The sequence below is a fragment of the Veillonella parvula genome, assembly GCF_902810435.1.
GTDB lineage: Bacteria > Bacillota > Negativicutes > Veillonellales > Veillonellaceae > Veillonella.
In genome coordinates, this window is record NZ_LR778174.1 from 507843 (window position 1) to 524788 (window position 16946).

The 16946-nt window shown below is 36.7% G+C and carries 15 protein-coding genes; 13 read left to right on the forward strand and 2 right to left on the reverse strand.

What is annotated here, in order from left to right; all coding sequences use genetic code 11:
• Positions 1 to 11 precede the first annotated feature (11 nt).
• Together FNLLGLLA_RS02160 and FNLLGLLA_RS02165 are read left to right on the forward strand one after the other, a co-directional pair.
• A complete protein-coding gene (locus FNLLGLLA_RS02160; protein WP_229055800.1) occupies positions 12 to 536 on the forward strand; it encodes a hypothetical protein in 525 nt (174 codons plus the stop codon).
• An 807-nt stretch (positions 537 to 1343) separates the two neighbouring features.
• Complete coding sequence (locus FNLLGLLA_RS02165; protein WP_156697205.1) at positions 1344 to 1985, forward strand: hypothetical protein; 642 nt, start codon at positions 1344 to 1346, stop codon at positions 1983 to 1985.
• Positions 1986 to 2094: 109 nt separating this feature from the next.
• On the opposite strand, the gene pgtP is transcribed toward FNLLGLLA_RS02165, so the two are convergent.
• A complete protein-coding gene (gene pgtP / locus FNLLGLLA_RS02170; protein ID WP_156697206.1) occupies positions 2095 to 3468 on the reverse strand; it encodes a phosphoglycerate transporter PgtP in 1374 nt (457 codons plus the stop codon).
• A 211-nt stretch (positions 3469 to 3679) separates the two neighbouring features.
• Between pgtP and FNLLGLLA_RS02175 the strand changes: the two genes are divergently transcribed.
• The gene (locus FNLLGLLA_RS02175) at positions 3680 to 3892 is read left to right on the forward strand and encodes a hypothetical protein (protein WP_101928963.1); all 213 of its coding nucleotides are present in this window, start codon (positions 3680 to 3682) and stop codon (positions 3890 to 3892) included.
• A 65-nt stretch (positions 3893 to 3957) separates the two neighbouring features.
• Positions 3958 to 5043 (forward strand): hypothetical protein, encoded by a 1086-nt coding sequence (locus FNLLGLLA_RS02180; protein WP_101928964.1) that lies wholly within the window; start codon positions 3958 to 3960, stop codon positions 5041 to 5043.
• Between the two features lie 84 nt (positions 5044 to 5127).
• Here FNLLGLLA_RS02180 and FNLLGLLA_RS02185 read toward each other — a convergent pair whose 3' ends face one another.
• Positions 5128 to 5919 carry a carbon-nitrogen family hydrolase gene (locus FNLLGLLA_RS02185; protein ID WP_012863950.1) on the reverse strand — a complete coding sequence of 264 codons (792 nt, stop codon included), beginning with the start codon at positions 5917 to 5919 and terminating at the stop codon, positions 5128 to 5130.
• Between the two features lie 303 nt (positions 5920 to 6222).
• Here FNLLGLLA_RS02185 and FNLLGLLA_RS02190 point away from each other — a divergent pair, with 303 nt between their 5' ends.
• From FNLLGLLA_RS02190 to FNLLGLLA_RS02230, 9 genes are all read left to right on the forward strand, one after another.
• Positions 6223 to 7026 carry a polysaccharide deacetylase family protein gene (locus FNLLGLLA_RS02190; protein WP_101928965.1) on the forward strand — a complete coding sequence of 268 codons (804 nt, stop codon included), beginning with the start codon at positions 6223 to 6225 and terminating at the stop codon, positions 7024 to 7026.
• 11 nt (positions 7027 to 7037) lie between these two features.
• On the forward strand, positions 7038 to 7976 hold the full coding sequence (locus FNLLGLLA_RS02195; RefSeq protein WP_004693677.1) for a phosphodiester glycosidase family protein: 939 nt from the start codon (positions 7038 to 7040) through the stop codon (positions 7974 to 7976).
• 8 nt (positions 7977 to 7984) lie between these two features.
• Positions 7985 to 8929, forward strand: a complete 945-nt coding sequence (locus tag FNLLGLLA_RS02200) for a hypothetical protein (RefSeq protein ID WP_101928966.1) — start codon at positions 7985 to 7987, stop codon at positions 8927 to 8929.
• Positions 8930 to 9001: 72 nt separating this feature from the next.
• Entirely contained in the window at positions 9002 to 10177 is a 1176-nt protein-coding gene (locus FNLLGLLA_RS02205; RefSeq protein ID WP_101928967.1) for a glycosyltransferase family 9 protein, read from the forward strand.
• Positions 10164 to 10490 (forward strand): hypothetical protein, encoded by a 327-nt coding sequence (locus FNLLGLLA_RS02210; protein ID WP_101928968.1) that lies wholly within the window; start codon positions 10164 to 10166, stop codon positions 10488 to 10490. Before FNLLGLLA_RS02205 ends, FNLLGLLA_RS02210 begins: the two co-directional genes overlap by 14 nt.
• Positions 10491 to 11034: 544 nt before the next feature.
• On the forward strand, positions 11035 to 12387 hold the full coding sequence (locus FNLLGLLA_RS02215; RefSeq protein WP_008602782.1) for a pyruvate carboxylase subunit B: 1353 nt from the start codon (positions 11035 to 11037) through the stop codon (positions 12385 to 12387).
• Positions 12388 to 12836: 449 nt separating this feature from the next.
• A complete protein-coding gene (locus FNLLGLLA_RS02220; protein WP_077708186.1) occupies positions 12837 to 14177 on the forward strand; it encodes a sensor histidine kinase in 1341 nt (446 codons plus the stop codon).
• The gene (locus FNLLGLLA_RS02225) at positions 14174 to 14863 is read left to right on the forward strand and encodes a response regulator transcription factor (RefSeq protein ID WP_004693664.1); all 690 of its coding nucleotides are present in this window, start codon (positions 14174 to 14176) and stop codon (positions 14861 to 14863) included. Before FNLLGLLA_RS02220 ends, FNLLGLLA_RS02225 begins: the two co-directional genes overlap by 4 nt.
• Positions 14864 to 15531: 668 nt before the next feature.
• Positions 15532 to 16629, forward strand: a complete 1098-nt coding sequence (locus FNLLGLLA_RS02230; RefSeq protein WP_024061350.1) for a S1C family serine protease — start codon at positions 15532 to 15534, stop codon at positions 16627 to 16629.
• The last annotated feature ends 317 nt before the right edge of the window (positions 16630 to 16946 follow it).

The window sequence follows — 16946 nt, forward strand, 5'->3', positions numbered from 1 at the left end:
AGTTACCATGTATGAAACTATCAAGAACAAAGTTATATCTGCGTTTACTCTTAAGCGTGTTATTTGTGGTGTGCTTAGCATTATTTCCATCTATTTCGCATGCAGCCTCATCGGAGGGTACCTCGACACAAGAGCCGACTATCAGCGTACCCGTGAGCAGTTGGAACGAACTCAAAGGGCGCTTGATGAAAGCAGAAAGCTCAATCAACAACTCCGAGAAAGCATTGCAGCAAGCCAACAGCTTAACCGCGACGCAGGGAACAGCATTAACAGAATTGAAGATTATCAACGAAGAACGGACGAAGGAATTGAACGCGCTCAAAGCAATCAACGAGAAACAGGGGCAAGAATTAACGAAAGCCTCCAATCTCTTGACAACGCAAGAAGCGAAATTGAACGAAGCCTCGACCTCATTAGAAGAATTGACAGAACAAATCAAACGCAACAAACGAACCGAACAGCGCCTTAAACGGCAACGTGACACATGGGCCGTGGTAAGCGGTGTATTTGGATTGGCAGGTGCAATTCGTCGATGACTGAGAGGTGATCCATACATCTCCTGAGCATGAGCAGGTGGACTCATGGATTGACTATATAAAAGACCTTACCAGGATATAACTTGGTAAGGTCTTTTTTTTATATTTAATTTATTGCATACAATCTAAAAATATGGTGTAATTAGGGTAATAATAGGAGGTGGGAGTAATGCTGCAAATTCTTAATTGTAATCCACATTTTATGAGGGACCCAGTGCCCGTGTCGAACTATGCTGAAGCGTGGGACGTAATATGTTCCATGCAAAGGGAATTAGGTCAAGGGATACTTGCTGTTGACAGAGAGGCTTGGGAAGTTTTGGGATTAGCTGAGCATTTCCCTGAATTTGTTTGGAAAGAAAATGTAAAGGCGGTATACATTAATAGCGATAAATCGTTACTGATTCCTGCCCCAAGGAGATATTGTAGATCTAATGTTTTGAAGCTTATCAAATTCTTTGGACTCCACTATTCTATCCGAGAAATATAAATGTATATATGACATCATTTTGACATCATATTATATAAAAATATAGTGAAATATAAATAGATACGCTAGTAATCGAGCTAGATAATTGCTGTATTTATAAGTTTTGTGTGTGAACTTTAAATGCCACGCCATCTTGAGGGGGTGGTGAGCTAACGCTCGTGCGGGTTCAAGTCCCGCCAACCGCACCAGCGCAAAAGGACTTACAGTTTTCTGTAGGTCCTTTTTTTATACCCGTATTGGCATACTTTCATATTATGTGTACAATCATAGTAATTAGTAATATACATTTATGTGTGTAGTTTTCAGTATGAGAGAAGATTATGGTTTTTAATTATGGTGAGACGTTGCGTATTCGAAGGGATCTATATACGATTTTAGGCAAGATACGCTATATTGACACTCATGGAAAAATTGGGTATGAGTATAAGTTAGTTAAATATAAGAATAATGCAGAGTTTTGGCTCAGTTGGGATAAGAAGCGAGATGCGTACCAGTTTTCCAAGTTGTGTGGAAAAGCACTACCAGCCGATATGAAACTCGTAGATAGCGGTTATGAGATGGTAACGGGCACTTGGGGTGAGGTAGACGTAGGTACTACTGATACTGCTAAATATAAAGAGTATGAAAATGCTGATGGTACTGCTACGTTTTCTGTTCAAGAGTGGGCTTTTGAAACGGAATATTCAAAAGGCTTTTACATTAATAAAGAATACGTATCTGTCGAAAAGGATTCAGAGGTAACCGAGTCTATTCTAGATAAAATGGATACGATTAAGAAGCTAAAGTTCATAGGACCAATCGGTTGGATTTTGGGGAACTTACTACTTTATATGCCAATCTTTGATATAAAAATATTGAATGATGTACGGGATGTACTTACATGGCCTTATATAGTAGCTGGGAGTATAGTCCTTGGTATCATTGTGGTTTGTGCTTTCATTATTTCCAGAACTATGCGTTGATGAAAACACATCGGTTATATAGGAGTCCCTTTCGTGGGGTAAATAAAAGGTCGTAACATGTATTAATACATATTACGACCTTTTTACTATAGGATTTATTTGTTAGGGGTTAGCTATTAGCTTCAGCTGGTTGAAGTTGTTCAAGTTCAGCTTCTTTAGCATCTAATTCTTTGGCGCCAAAATGAGCCAATACACAGAATGTTATACAAAGAACACATGCTACTAATAAAAGATAAAAACCTGCATTCCAACCAAATTTATCTGCTAAAACACCAAATAGTGTTGTACCTAAGTTTGCACCAACAATGTAACTCATGAATCCACGAAGACCAACAGCAGAACCTACTGCAAATGGTGGTACAATATCCATAGTTTGTACTGAAGCTAAGAATTGAGGAATGTAGATTAAACAACCTACAATAGCAGCGAAGAAAGTAACCCATAAGAGAGACTCGCTTTGCCAATAACCAAATATACAGAAGAAGATAATGCTTATAGCAATGATTGCAGGTGGCATGCGATAACCTTTAAAGAATTTATCGGAAATATAACCAGCAAAAATAGTAGAAGGAATAGCCGCCCATTCAAAGAATAAAAAAGCAACAGACATTTCTGCTTTGGAGAAACCTTTTACTTGTAATAAATAAATTGGAAGCCAAGTAAGCATACCAAAGCGAATCATGTAAACGAAGGTATCAACTAATGATACATACCAAGCGTTTTTATTTTTCAATACGTATTTTACAAAGATTTCTCTTGTGCTCATATGCGGTGCTTCAGAACTTCTGTGCGCTTTATGAGCTGTGTCGGCAATGATTTCACTTGTTGGCGGTAAGCCTTCACGTTCAGGGCTTTCTTTGATTAAGAAAGAAATGGCAATTGCTATGATAACTGCAATAAGCGCTGGTACACCATAACTCCCTAATTGCCAGTGATCTGTAGTAGTGAAATATAATGCGGCGGCTACGATTGGTGCTACGATACCACCACCGAGATTGTGTGAAATATTCCAGATAGCTCCATAACGGCCACGTTCCTGTTTTGGGTACCATTTAGCTAAGGTGATAAAGGATGGTCCTACACCAAATCCTTGGAAAAAGCCATTTAGTACTACTAAAACTAAGAAGAAGGCGAGACTATCGGCAAAGCTCATAAAGATATTGATAATTGCACAGCAAATGAGACCGAAAGCCATAAACTTGGCAGGACTTGCTTTGTCCGCAAGACTACTCATAAAGCCTTTACTTAAACCATAAGCGATAAGCATACCACTAGATAGCAAACCAATTTCTGTTTTGCTCATATGGAGGATATCTGATAAAAAGTGTGTTGATAAGGCAAAGTTATTACGAACAATATAGTACGCAGCATAACCTATAAAAATACCAATTAATGATTGCAATCTATATTTATAATATAGATTCATAATCATGCTATCTGGAACTGATGATTTTGCCTCTTTAGGTTGTAGAAATGAAAACATAGTTATTACCTTTCTTTCTTAATAGCTAAATCCTATTGCATTGTTAATACTACCATTTCTATAGAATTCATGTAAATGATTTATGAGATAAAAATATTAATTTACAATTTAAATTGCTTATTATTAGCTGAAAATGTGTATAGAAAATATTTGAATTATAGACAAGTACTTCTTAATATATTAGATTAAATATATTGGGAGGTTATTATCTATGAAATATTTACGCCGTGAACTTAATCAAGTAGAAAAAGAATATGTAAAACAATTTGGTGAAGATTCTTTAAATCGTGTCATCCTTCATGATCCTGATACAAAGGATAAACAAGATGTGCAAGATACTATTGATATTCTAAAAGAAGCAATTGCGAAAAATAAACCTCTAGAACAGGTTCCAGAGAATATGTGGAAGCTTATTGAGTTTTAATGTATATGACTAATTATATGAGATGTATAGCCAGTTTTTAATATAATTATTTGATGGAGACTTGAATGAATTTAAAAGGAATTGTACTAGTTGCGACAGCATTGTTTGCTAATATAGGAATAATAAATGCTGAGCAGATATCCATCTCATCTGTATCAACGCTATTAGGCGCAAAAACTACTCAACTTGATAGAGTACAACCTCAAGAAGTTATGCCTTATTTGGAAAGTAAAGTTACGGGTGAAACAGAATTATCTTATGCTGTTATGTCTGTTGCTAAAAAAACATTTAATGAACAAATGTTGCTAAATCGAGAGGTAGAATCACGTATGCACGCTCATATTGAGGAACATAATAGAACAATAAGAAGTGTGCCGCAACGAGACCTTATTAAAAATCCTTATACACGAGAAGAAATTGAAAAACAAATTGTAAAGGCCATTAATTTTAGAGAAAGCAGTAAGTACCCTGTTAATGACAAGGAATATTACAATCATATAGATATAAATAAAGTAAATGATTTGTCTGGTTTTCCAAAGAAAATACCTTCTTTTGCTAAGCAGGTTGATATTCATTTAAAGCCGCCTAAGGCGATTGAAGATGGTCGGTATATTCAAGTTTCTTTTACGGGTAAACCATCAGAACTAAAGCCCTATATTCAAGATGCAGAAAATCATGCTAAGGTTATTATTACTAAGGGTGAGGCTGAACGTGTTTCTATTAAACCGTACGAAGATGTTAAGATGAATTATAGAAAATACTTGTCTACTATATTGCCAGAAGAATGGATTGAAGTAACTAATATATTCAATAATATGTATCAATATAAAATGGCGCTAAGCAATGAGAATATTAAGCGAAAGGTTGATCGTGAGCTCTCTAACCAAATGAATAATCAAATGGTTTTGGACTTAGAGCAAGATATTAGTAAATTAAGTTCTGATAAAGTGTTGTCCAATGATGAAAATAAGACTTTACAGAAAAAATATTTAGGTTACTATTCGTATAAAGAAGTAAAGCGACCATTTAACGCAGAGTACACATTCTACATCTTTAAATTTGATTATTCATATAATATGTTTACTGTTGCAGGCATGGCCGTTAATCCAGAGCAAACTAGAGTCATTTATTTTCTTAATACAGTAGAGTAAAAATAAAAAGGCACATTGTTTTATGCGCAGACCATCTATAAATGAATTGTTTAAGATGGTAGTTAAAAACGATGTGCCTTTATTTTATAGCTTGTAGAGTTCAGGTTTGCGATCTCTAAAAATATTGATTTTATTGCGAATATCCTCTACTACGGTGAGGTCGATATCTATAGATGAGATGCCCTCCCTAGTGTCCATTTCGAGTAGATTGGTGCCCCATGGGTCGTATACGGCGGAGTGACCAGTGCTTTGAACTCGACCTACTGTACCACAGCCGTTGACAGCACATAAGAAGAGTTGGTTTTCAATGGCGCGCACTTCGTTTAATACTTGCCAGTGGCGTAAACGCATAGTAGGCCATTGAGCAGGTACAAATAATAACTCTGTATTTGATAATGCAGCCATTCTCACGAGCTCAGGAAAGCGAATATCGTAACAGATAACCGTACTACAAGGAATACCATCCAATTCGAAATGAGTGGTATGTGTACCGCTAGCAAAGTATTGGTCCTCTTTAGCAGGACTAAATCCGTGCATTTTGGAATACTCTCCTACGAGCGTGCCTTTACGGTTGTAAGCATAGGATGTATTAAATACTAAATCCTCTTTTGCTACGGCTACAGAACCGCCCACAATGTTTACATTGTGTTCTTTTGCGAATGTACTTAATAAAGCTTTTGTTCTTTCTCCATTTCTGTCAGAAATATTGATTAAATCCTTAGATGGATGAAATCCTGTATTCCATGTTTCGGGCAAGACGATAATGTCAGGACTTTCTGATAGGGCTTGTGAAAGTAATTCTTGGACGCGTGCATAATTGTATTCCACTTCGTTTACATGGACGTCCATTTGTATAAGGCTTAAGCGTTTTTTCATAAGAAATCCTTTGTCTATTGGATGAGCATAATTTTAGTAATGTGTATTATAATTAGAATATTAAAGCATTATTGAACGGATTACAATATAGCTCTAAATAATCGTAGAAGTTTTAAATGATTTTTGATACTGAAGATTTATATGAATTTAGGCTTTCCGGTGTTATAGGCATCCAGATGAAACTATGTATCCTAGATCCTGAAAATTGATTGATGAAGTACTAATAAAGCGTTACTTTTTACTATTCTTCATGGAAATGTTATAATATTCTGTATATAATTGTGTTCTAATAGAGGAGGACCTATGAAACGGATTCCGTTGGTAACACTGTTACTTTTGGTATTGGCAATGGTTGTGGCAGGTTGTGGCGTGCTTTCACAAAAAACAGAACCTACTAGTTCAGTACCGCCTGTAAAAGAAGTTAAGATGGTACATCCATCGGGCATTCCTGTCCTTATGTATCATAAAGTCGGCGACGACAAAGATAATGATGCGGTTATTCGGGAGGATTTATTCAGAGAACAAATGAAGTTCCTCAAGGATAACGGCTACAATCCATTGACGATGGAACAATTGTATGAATATGTTGTAAATGGTGCTGCAGTGCCTGAAAAACCAGTTGTTTTGACCTTTGATGATGGTTATGCAGATACATATTCTATTGTATATCCAATCATGAAAGAATATGGTTTCCCAGCGACTGTTTTTATTAATCCTGGCGATATTGGTACGCGTTTAACTTGGGATCAAGTGCGTGAAATGCATAAAAATGGTATCACTATTTCCAATCATGGTTTCCAACATATAGAAATGGGTCAATTGTCTGAAGCGAAACAAATTGAAAATATCACAAAGGCCCAAGAGGCACTTGCTAAAGAAGTAGGCATTAAGGATAATCCTTGGTTCTGCTATCCGTATGGAGATAAAAATGAATTCACCGATTCGGCATCTAAGAAAGCTGGTATCAAGATGGGCATGGCTATGAAGTCTGGCTGGGCTCATACGGGTGATAATCCATATAATATTTTGCGTGTTTGGGTAGGTAATGCGGTAGATATCAAGCATTTTGAAGAGCGCATTAGCACTGAACATTTCACTGATTTATAAGGAGAAATACATTGTTCAAAAAGAATTGGGTAAAGTTCATCATTATGGTGTTCTTATTTACCGTTGTCACATCACCCTTCGTGGTGCTCTTTGGACCATTTAATAATGTAAAGCGCGCCGTTATTGGTGCTATCTTACAATCTCGCCATCCTCATTACATTACGTGGTTGTTTAATGAAGACGAGTTACAATCTATTTTGGGGACTGTAGGGGTTGTTAAAAGCCAAGATTTGTTCAAGTTTAATGCTCGTGAAGATAAGACTTTAAATCTTGAAAAAATCCAGTCTGCTCGTTATGTAGGCTATATTTTAGAAATTCCTGATCCTCGTCGTATCCAAGTAGGTACAGCGGCTAATATTCAAGAAAAAGGCGATACTACAAGTAATATTGCAAAAATGAATAATGCTGTAGCAGCGATTAATGGCGGTGGTTTCCACGACCCTAATGGTACTGGTACAGGCCGTTTGCCATATGGTTTCATCTTGCATGACGGTGAGTACGTTATCGGTAAGGATGTAGGCCCTGATGAAGACGTAGACTTTGTAGGTTTCTCTAAATCTGGTAATCTTATCGCTGGTAACTATGATAAAACTCAGCTTAGTGATATGAAGGCCATGGAAGGTATTACCTTTGGTCCGCCTCTTATCGTTGATGGTAAGAAGATGATTACCGAAGGTGATGGTGGCTGGGGCGTAGGTCCTCGTACTGCTATCGGTCAAAAGAAAGATGGCACAGTGCTATTCCTTGTAATCGATGGTCGCCAACCAGGGTATTCTATTGGGGCTACCTTGCGTGACGTACAAGATATTCTATTTGAAAAAGGTTGCTACATTGCAGCAAATTTAGATGGCGGTTCTAGTTCAACTTTGTACCTAAATGGTAAAGTCGTAAATAAACCTGCCGATTTGTTAGGGGAACGCATGATCCCAACGGCGTTTATCGTGAAATAGGAGGACAGATGAAACCTTTTACGCGTGTACTGAGCGCCTTTGCGGTAGGTATTCTTCTGCAAGGTGGGGTATACCTATACCTTGATCAATATATGTTTGCGCCGACTACAGAGTTTAACGTAGCAGGCGCATCAAAAGATGATACTAAAAACTTCCCTGATGTGAAGGAAGGCACTAAATATGTATCCTATGACCGTCAATTCATGGCCGTTGTTACAGAAAACTCTTTGAAAATTTACAAGGCTAATGAAAGTACCCCTACGAATATTGATTTGAAGGGGCGTTCGATTAGTTACTTCAACTGGATGCCAGACCGTAACTATGCTATCATGGGTTTATATGACTCCAGAGATGTTGTCATGGCTCGTCTTAATGCGGATGATCCAGAACATGAGGTTGATACGAAACTTGAAGACTTGCCTCGGGGCAGTAAAATCGTAGATGCTGCGTACTCTGAAGCGACGAATGTGGTTTATATGAAGGTAAAAGTTCAAGAACATACATATCGTATTTATCGTACCGATGCTAACTACGATACACGTCGTGTTTACATGCAAGCTACTGATATCGGTCATATCGGCGTATTCTACGATGAGGATAACTTCTTCTACGATAATGTGAGAACTGGGGATGTCTTCATGTTTAATGGCATTGAAGGTGGTTGGCGTGTTATCAACCCTGAAGGGCGCTTCCGCTTTATCGGTGTTGATATGGACAAAACTATCTATATCGCTCGTGTTGATGAGGATAATAATGCATTGACTGTTTACACTGGTAAACTAGGTGTAGGCTTCAATCCAGTTTACAAATACAACCACCCTACTACATTTAATGAGTTGACATTATCAGATGTAAAAAACATCATTAAGAATGGTAGTGAAGAAACTACTAAGGTAACAGAAGATACTACATCTTCTAAATCATCCAATAGTAGTAGTAAAAAGAAATCTTAAGAAAAAGCCTTTATAATGTTCTTTCATTATAAAGGCTTTATTCCTATAATAGTATGTACCCTAAGGATATCTATGAATATATTATTTGTACGCCTTAGTTACATAGGTGATATTTTGCATGCTACACCTGCTGCGCGGTGGATTAAGAAACAGTATCCTGATGCTAAGTTGCATTGGATTGTAACGCCTAGTATGGTAGAGCTTTTACAGGACAATCCCTATGTAGATGAGATAATTCCCTGGGAACGGGATGAATACGAGGCTCATTCTAAAAAACTACATATCCCTACAATGTGGCGCATGTGGTGGGATCTTAAGGCCAAATTAGAACCTTATAAATTTGATGTAGCCATTGATGTACAAGGACGTCTTATAACAGGGTTAGTACTATTAGCTTCAGGAGCCCCCATTAGACTTGGCCTTGGTGGCACAAAAGAGTTGAATTGGTTGTTTACTAACTATAAAACGAAGCCTAGTACAGAACACATGATTAAGCGCTATGTAGAGGTAGCTCAGTTGTTAACAAAGGCTGTTACTGAACATGCAAATTTAGATACATCGCTTAACATAGCTAAATGCGGTGTTGAAAGCAGTTCTCCACTAAATGAATCTAGTGCTAATACGCTGTACCACATGGATTTTCAGGTGCCATCAAATTTACATAGTTGGGCAGAAGAACAGTGGAAAACGATTGATAACGACATTTCTTTGAATCGTGGGGAGGTGGATACACCTCTACGAGTTGGGCTTGTATTAGGCACCTCTTGGGCAACGAAAGAATGGCCTCAGGAAAAATGGTACTCCCTCATTAAATCCCTTCAATATAGAGCAAATTTTGTTTGTTTAGGTGGCCCTAAAGAGGCTACTCAATACAAACCCTTGATGGACTCGCTAACAGATGAGGGCATTGATAAAATTGTACTGAATATGTTAGGGAAAACGACGCTTCAAGAATTAGGGGCTTTAATTGAAAGTTGTGATGTAGTAGTTACTGCTGATACTGGAGCTCTGCATATTGCGTTAGCTTTAAATAAGCCTGTAGTAGCACTCTTTGGCCCTACGGATCCTAAATTATGGGGACCTCTGACGGGAACCTTTAAGGTGCTCGTAAATGATGAATTAGATTGCTTGGGCTGCCGAAAACGACGTTGTCCTAAGCCTGATCAATATTGTATGTCTGGTATTGAACCAGTACGCGTAAAAAAAGCAATTTTTGAATTGATAGGAGATACACATGGCAAAGTTTAAAATCCAAAAAGGTTTATCCGATGCGGATATGATGAAAAATTTTAAGGATACGGAAAATTTTGAAGATACTATGCTCAATATGGAGCGAGATGCTAAGAAGCCAGTAGTTTACCAAAGTCCAAAGCAAAAAGAAGATGCATTTTACCGTGAGTTCTTAACTGAAAAAGTAGAGACTATAATTGGTAAAATGCTCCTTGATATCAAGATGGAGTATTTTAAAGAAGGAGAAGGGGCCTTTTCTATTCAAGTAAAACGGGAAGGTAAAAATATTGTCCTTGAAACTGCGCCTAAAAAGGTTAAGCCTGAGAAGTAATGCGTATAATGGGAACTCTTAAATTTTAAAGATTACGTCAGAGCCTGTCCGTAAATGGACAGGTTCTTTTGTATGTTTATGCATTTAAAAATATCGACTAAGTTATTAATAAAATTGATGAACTCATAAGCATACCGATGTTTATCGAATTACTACATTTATAAATACCGATATATTTTGAAAAGTATTTAATAATAACTAAAAATTATTACGATATAATTTTTAGTTTCTCATTAAAATGAGCAATTACAAAAAAATTAATTTGATTAAACATACATGCTAAACTCTAGTTCCTCTGCAGTTTTTTGTGATATTCATCACGAAAAAATCATCTTTGTATACATGAAATTATGAGTAAATAGCATAATGTGGTTGTTGACAAAGAATTTTATAAGTAGTCTAATATAAGTATGTATTACGATTTTAGCGCGTTTGGCTAGTGTGAGCAGACATCGAAAAAATCGTAAAAAAAATAGGTATGAGATAGTTGCTTGATGAGTGTATAAAGTTACATACACAGACTATTTCGATTTGGAGGATTAACATGGCTAAAAAATTAAGAATTTGCGAAACCGTTCTTCGTGACGGTCATCAATCTATTTTGGCAACACGTATGCGCTACGAACAAATGGAGCCAGTGCTCGGCCTTTTAGATGATATTGGTTATGAAGCTCTTGAATGTTGGGGCGGCGCTACTTATGACAGCTGTCTTCGTTTCTTGAATGAAGATCCATGGGAACGCCTTCGCAAATTGAAAGCTAATTTGAAAAATACCCCATTGCAAATGTTGCTTCGCGGTCAAAATTTGTTGGGCTATAAACACTACTCCGACGACGTAGTAGAAGCATTCTGTAATGCGGCTGTAAAAAATGGTATCGACCGTATCCGTATTTTCGACGCATTGAATGACCCACGCAATATGGAAGCTGCTATTAAGTACTCCAAAAAAGCTGGTGCACACGTTCAATCCGCTATGGTATACACAATTTCTCCAGTTCACACAACTGAAAGCTTCTTGAAAGTAGCTGAAACTTTGGTAGAAATGGGTACTGATTCCCTTTGTATCAAAGATATGTCCGGTTTGTTAGGACCTGCTGATGCATATGATTTGGTTTCTACTTTCAAAAAACGTTTTGGCGAATTGCCAATCGACTTGCATAGCCATTTCACTTGCGGTCTTGCTAGTACTACATACTGGGAAGCTGCTAAAGCTGGCGTAGATATCATCGATACTGCTATCTCTCCATTCGCTCATGCAACTAGCCAACCAGCTACTGAAACTATGATTGAAATGTTCAAAGGTACTGAATGGGATCTTGGTCTTGACCTTGATAAATACATTCCATTAGTTGACCACTTCCGTAAAGTAAAACAACAAATCGCTGAAGAATTCAACTTGAAACCAGCTAGTGATGTAATCCCTGCTGTTCGTCGTTACCAAATTCCTGGCGGTATGTTGTCCAATACTCAAAACCAATTGAACGAAATGGGTATGGGCGATCGCTTCTTTGACGTTATGGATGAAATGCCACGCGTTCGTGAAGACTTGGGTTACCCTCCATTGGTAACTCCAACATCCCAAATCGTTGGTACAATGGCTATGATGAACGTTATGATGGGTGACCGTTACAAAATGGTTCCTAACGAAGTTAAAGATCTTGTTCGTGGTAAATATGGTCAATTACCTGGTACAATTTCTGATGAAATTCGTCAAACTATCATTGGTGATGAACAACCTATTACTTGCCGTCCAGCAGATCTTATCGAACCTGAATTGGAAGGTTACCGTCAAGATTTAGCTTCTAAAGGCTACAATGGCATCACTGACGAAGACGTATTGACTTACGCTATGTTCCCAGAAGTTGCTATTAACTTCTTCGATGCAAATCGTCGTTAATCCAAATTTTAAAAGAGGATTCTTAGGAATCCTCTTTTTTTTGACCATATTTAAACTATCCTCATAGAGAAATAGTATAATTCAGTATATATTTTGTTTTATTAAATGAAGAGATTCAATAGTTGTTTCATTTTTTATATTTTAGCTTTTTTATAAACAGTATAGACGAGTTCCTATTAAAAGGGGAGACTAAGGAACTATGAAATATCAGATATTACCAATTTTCATATCGCCATAAGATACATGGGTGCGTGTGAAAATATAATTTTTACGAAAAGTATTAGATATTAAAAGGGTCGAGATACCTTTGAATAATCGGTCAATTATAAACTACGTATGAAAGAATAGTGAAAAATATGTTGGATATTTGCGTGTTTTACTTGCGTTAAGTTATAAAAATAGCGTAAACTATAGAGAGTATCTACTATTTATGATATTGAGGTAATCCTGTGAATTTACAAATACGAATTTGGATATCCAATGTTGTGCTGTTTGTTGTACCTATTTTAATAGCAATTATTTTATTTTTGCTATATTTTACAGGTTTGCGCATATTGGCCAATGCCGGTTACTATTTGCGTATTGAGCAGGAACAACAGTTTAAAAGTGTCAGTCGAATAACTGAAACCATTACCTTTTATGGGTTAGAAAATGATCTAATTAATAGCTTGGTTAAGCCTAGCTATAGCTTACTTGATCCAAAGGAAGTATATGTTGAAGTACTTGATCAAGGAAGTATGGTGTATAACTACGGTAATCCACAAATCTATAGTGCTTCTGCCATTGTTGGTCTTATTGATGTTAACCCTGAATTACAGGGCATCGTATATCAATCCAATAATACTTTCGTTTATGAAATGAGAAAGTACGATGGACGTCATTCCTATGTATACCATATTGCGATTAGGCGTGCTACTCATGGTAGTGATAGCTTAATGGAATCCGTATCTTTCTATATTATCGTAGTTTCCATATTGCTCTTTATTGTTACATTTTTTGCTATTAACCGATTTGTTACACGATTTATCATGATTCACGTTAAGAATATGACAAAGTCGTTAGAAATGGCGAATCGTCAAATTGAAATGGAACAGGAGCAACAAAAAGAGCTACTCGCTGGTATATCCCATGATATACGAACTCCATTGACGGCTATTAAAGCGTATGCTGAAGGTGTTCGTGATGGTATTGCACCAACGGAAGAGCAACAAAAAAGATACATGGGAATTATTTTGAAACGGGCCAATGATTTAGATTCTATGTTAGAGGAACTATTCCTCATAACAACATTGAACTATAAAAAAGAATCTCGTCCATCTGAACGAATTGAATTAGGTCAGTTTGTACGTGACTTTGTAGAAGATCATTTAGCTCCGTATCAATCGAAGGGACTTGAGATTAAGGCCCGTATAGCTACGGAAACACCTTTTATCAATGCTAACCCACAATTGTTACAACGTGTTTTGCAGAATGTGTTGAACAATAGTGCTAAGTATAAAATGACCGATATTGGTCATTGCGTCATAGATGTAACGAGTGATGATGATTTTGTATACTGTGTCATCAGTGATGATGGACCAGGTGTGCCGCCAGAATCTCTAGAGCGTCTGATGCGCCCATTCTATCGTGTAGATTCGTCTCGTACGAATCCTCAAGAAGGTAGTGGCCTAGGATTGTCGATTATCCGTCGAATTATGGAAATCTTTGAAGGCCGAGTTATGATTGAAAATGTAAGGCCACATGGTCTACGTATTATATTAGAGTTTCCTAAGCAAGGAGAAGAATCATGAGTGAACATATCTTAATTATTGAAGACGATTTGGATATTGCCAATATTGAGCGTGATTATTTAATGGTGGCGGGCTATGATGTAACGATTATGACTAATGGTACAGATGGCATTGAAGCAGCATTAAATACTCCTGTAGACCTTATTATCCTTGATGTTATGTTGCCAGAAATGGATGGCTTTGAAGTTTGTCGTCAAATTCGTGACAAAGTTCGTGTACCAATCGTTATGGTAACTGCGCGTCTTGATGATATCGACAAAATCCGTGGCTTAGGCGTAGGCGCTGATGATTATATTGAAAAGCCATTCTCTCCATCTGTATTGATTGCGAAGATTAAAGCTATGTTGGCGCAATATAAACGTTTAACAGAGCGCGATGCAATGGAAACAAACGCTATTCAATCCGGTGAAATCCGTCTCGACCCTAAAATGATGAAAGTATGGGTGAATGAAAAAGAGGTTCATCTTAAAAAGAAAGAATTCCAGTTGTTAGAGTTCTTGATGCGTAACCGTGATATTGTATTTAGCAAAGAAGAATTGTATTCTCGTGTATGGGGACTTGACTCCTATGGTGATTATGCAACTGTAGCGGTTCATATTAATCGTTTACGTGAAGAAATTGAGGATAATCCATCCGATAGTAAGCATATTATTACAGTGTGGGGTGTAGGGTATAAATTCGTTTAGTATCGAGAATATGCATTCACATTATACTCACGTTGTTCGTGGCTGTTGATTAGATATGACTTTATAGAGATTTTATTATAGAGATATAATCAAAGGTTTAAGAATTGTTTATATAGTTACTTTGATAGTTTAGATATTCCATGTATACTTATTTAAGTAAGGCTGACTATGACTCTAGATAAGTAATATTTTAACTTCTCTCTCTTAATAAGTTCTCTCTAAAGCTTATCTAGATCACATATACTCTCTCTCTCAACAGTCCTTACACTCTCAAACTATATGCATAAAGGGCATTTGCTAGCGACGGCTAGTAAATGCCCTTTATGTTTTTTAGATTTTAGATATTTGAATACATTCTATACAGCTTCTTTCAGGATTCTAGGTATTTATCTAGTGGAGGATATACGGTTATAATAATTATACTTTCATAAGAAAAGTTATAAATTGATATCTTGCATTGTAAAAGCAGGCGTACTATAATAGGTTCATCAAAATCAATTTTATAAAATTAATTTTGAGATGATTTGAATTAGTGTGAGACGTGGCGTATTTATAAAGTATCATAATTATATGATTTATGATTTGATTCTTATTTTAACTTTTATAATCATCATTAAGATGTTATGGGTGATGTAGAAGAATATTAAGAAGAATATAAGGAGATCTACATGACATTTTCAAAATATAAGAAAACAGTAATTGCGTGTATTCTTGCTTTGGGTATTGGGGTAGGCGGAGGATACTATTTCTTTGGCAGCCCTGTTAATACGCAACCAACAAACGTGAGAGAACAAACTAAACAGACTAAGCCTATTACTGAAGCGCGTAATACCTATGTAGTGCAAGCGGCTAAAGAATCTGGGCCAGCTGTAGTAGGGATTACAACACAAGTATTTCAAAAGGATATATTTAACCGTACAATCTATGCTGGAGAAGGTGTCGGATCTGGTGTACTTATCGATAATGATGGACATATTGTAACCAATAAACATGTGGTAGCAGGGGCTAGAAATGGGGAGGTTACAGTATCATTGTCTGATGGCAGTACGGTGACGGGGACTGTTATAGGTTCAGATTCACAGACGGACTTAGCAGTTGTAAAAATTAAACCTCCAAAAGATATTAAACCTATCAAAATTGGTGACTCTGACTCCTTGCAAGTGGGGGAGCCAGCTATTGCTATTGGCAATCCTTTAGGTCTTGAGTTTAAAGGTTCAGTTACCTCTGGTGTTATTAGTGCCTTAGCACGTACAATTGATGATCAAGGTCAACGATTCCCATTGATTCAAACTGATGCAGCCATTAATCCAGGTAACTCAGGTGGTGCGCTTATTAATGCAGATGGTGAGTTAATTGGTATCAATAGCTCTAAAATCTCTAAAGAGGGAATTGAAGGTATGGGCTTTGCTATTCCAATTAATTCTGCGATGACAATTGTTGATTCTATTATTAAAAATGGTAAGGTCATTCGCCCTTATATTGGGGTGTGGGCTGTAGACCGTCAAACTGCAGCGCGCAATAATGTAACCTATGAAGGTGATGGACTTCTTGTTGTTCAACTTGATCCTAATGGTCCTGCTGCACAAGCTGGTCTCGTAGAAGGGGATACGATTGCACAAATTGATGGTAAAGATATTACTACATTACTTGAATTAAAAGAACAAATTGATGCTAAGAGCCCTGGAGATACAATTTTGGTATCCTATACTCATAACGGCAAAATGAAGAGTGCACAGCTTAAATTAGGGGAAGCGTCTTCAAATTAGAATCTAGTAAATAAAACTTAATTAAGTATTCCAATAATGCACTAATTTCTTTTGTAGTGTTAGAAAATCCTCATCTTTTAGATGAGGATTTTTAGTTATAATAGGGTGCTTTAATAGATTTTGTATAAAAAATACCATAAATAAGAAAATTTTTTTGAAAAAATTTTTCCCTATAAACGCAGAAATTAACTGTGTTTATAGATTAGAAATAAGAAAAAATATATTAAATTTCAATATTTTTTTACAAAGTACCTTGCGTTCCGAGGTACCTTATGTTATTATGTATTTGTCAGTACATGATAGTGACCGTAAGAGAG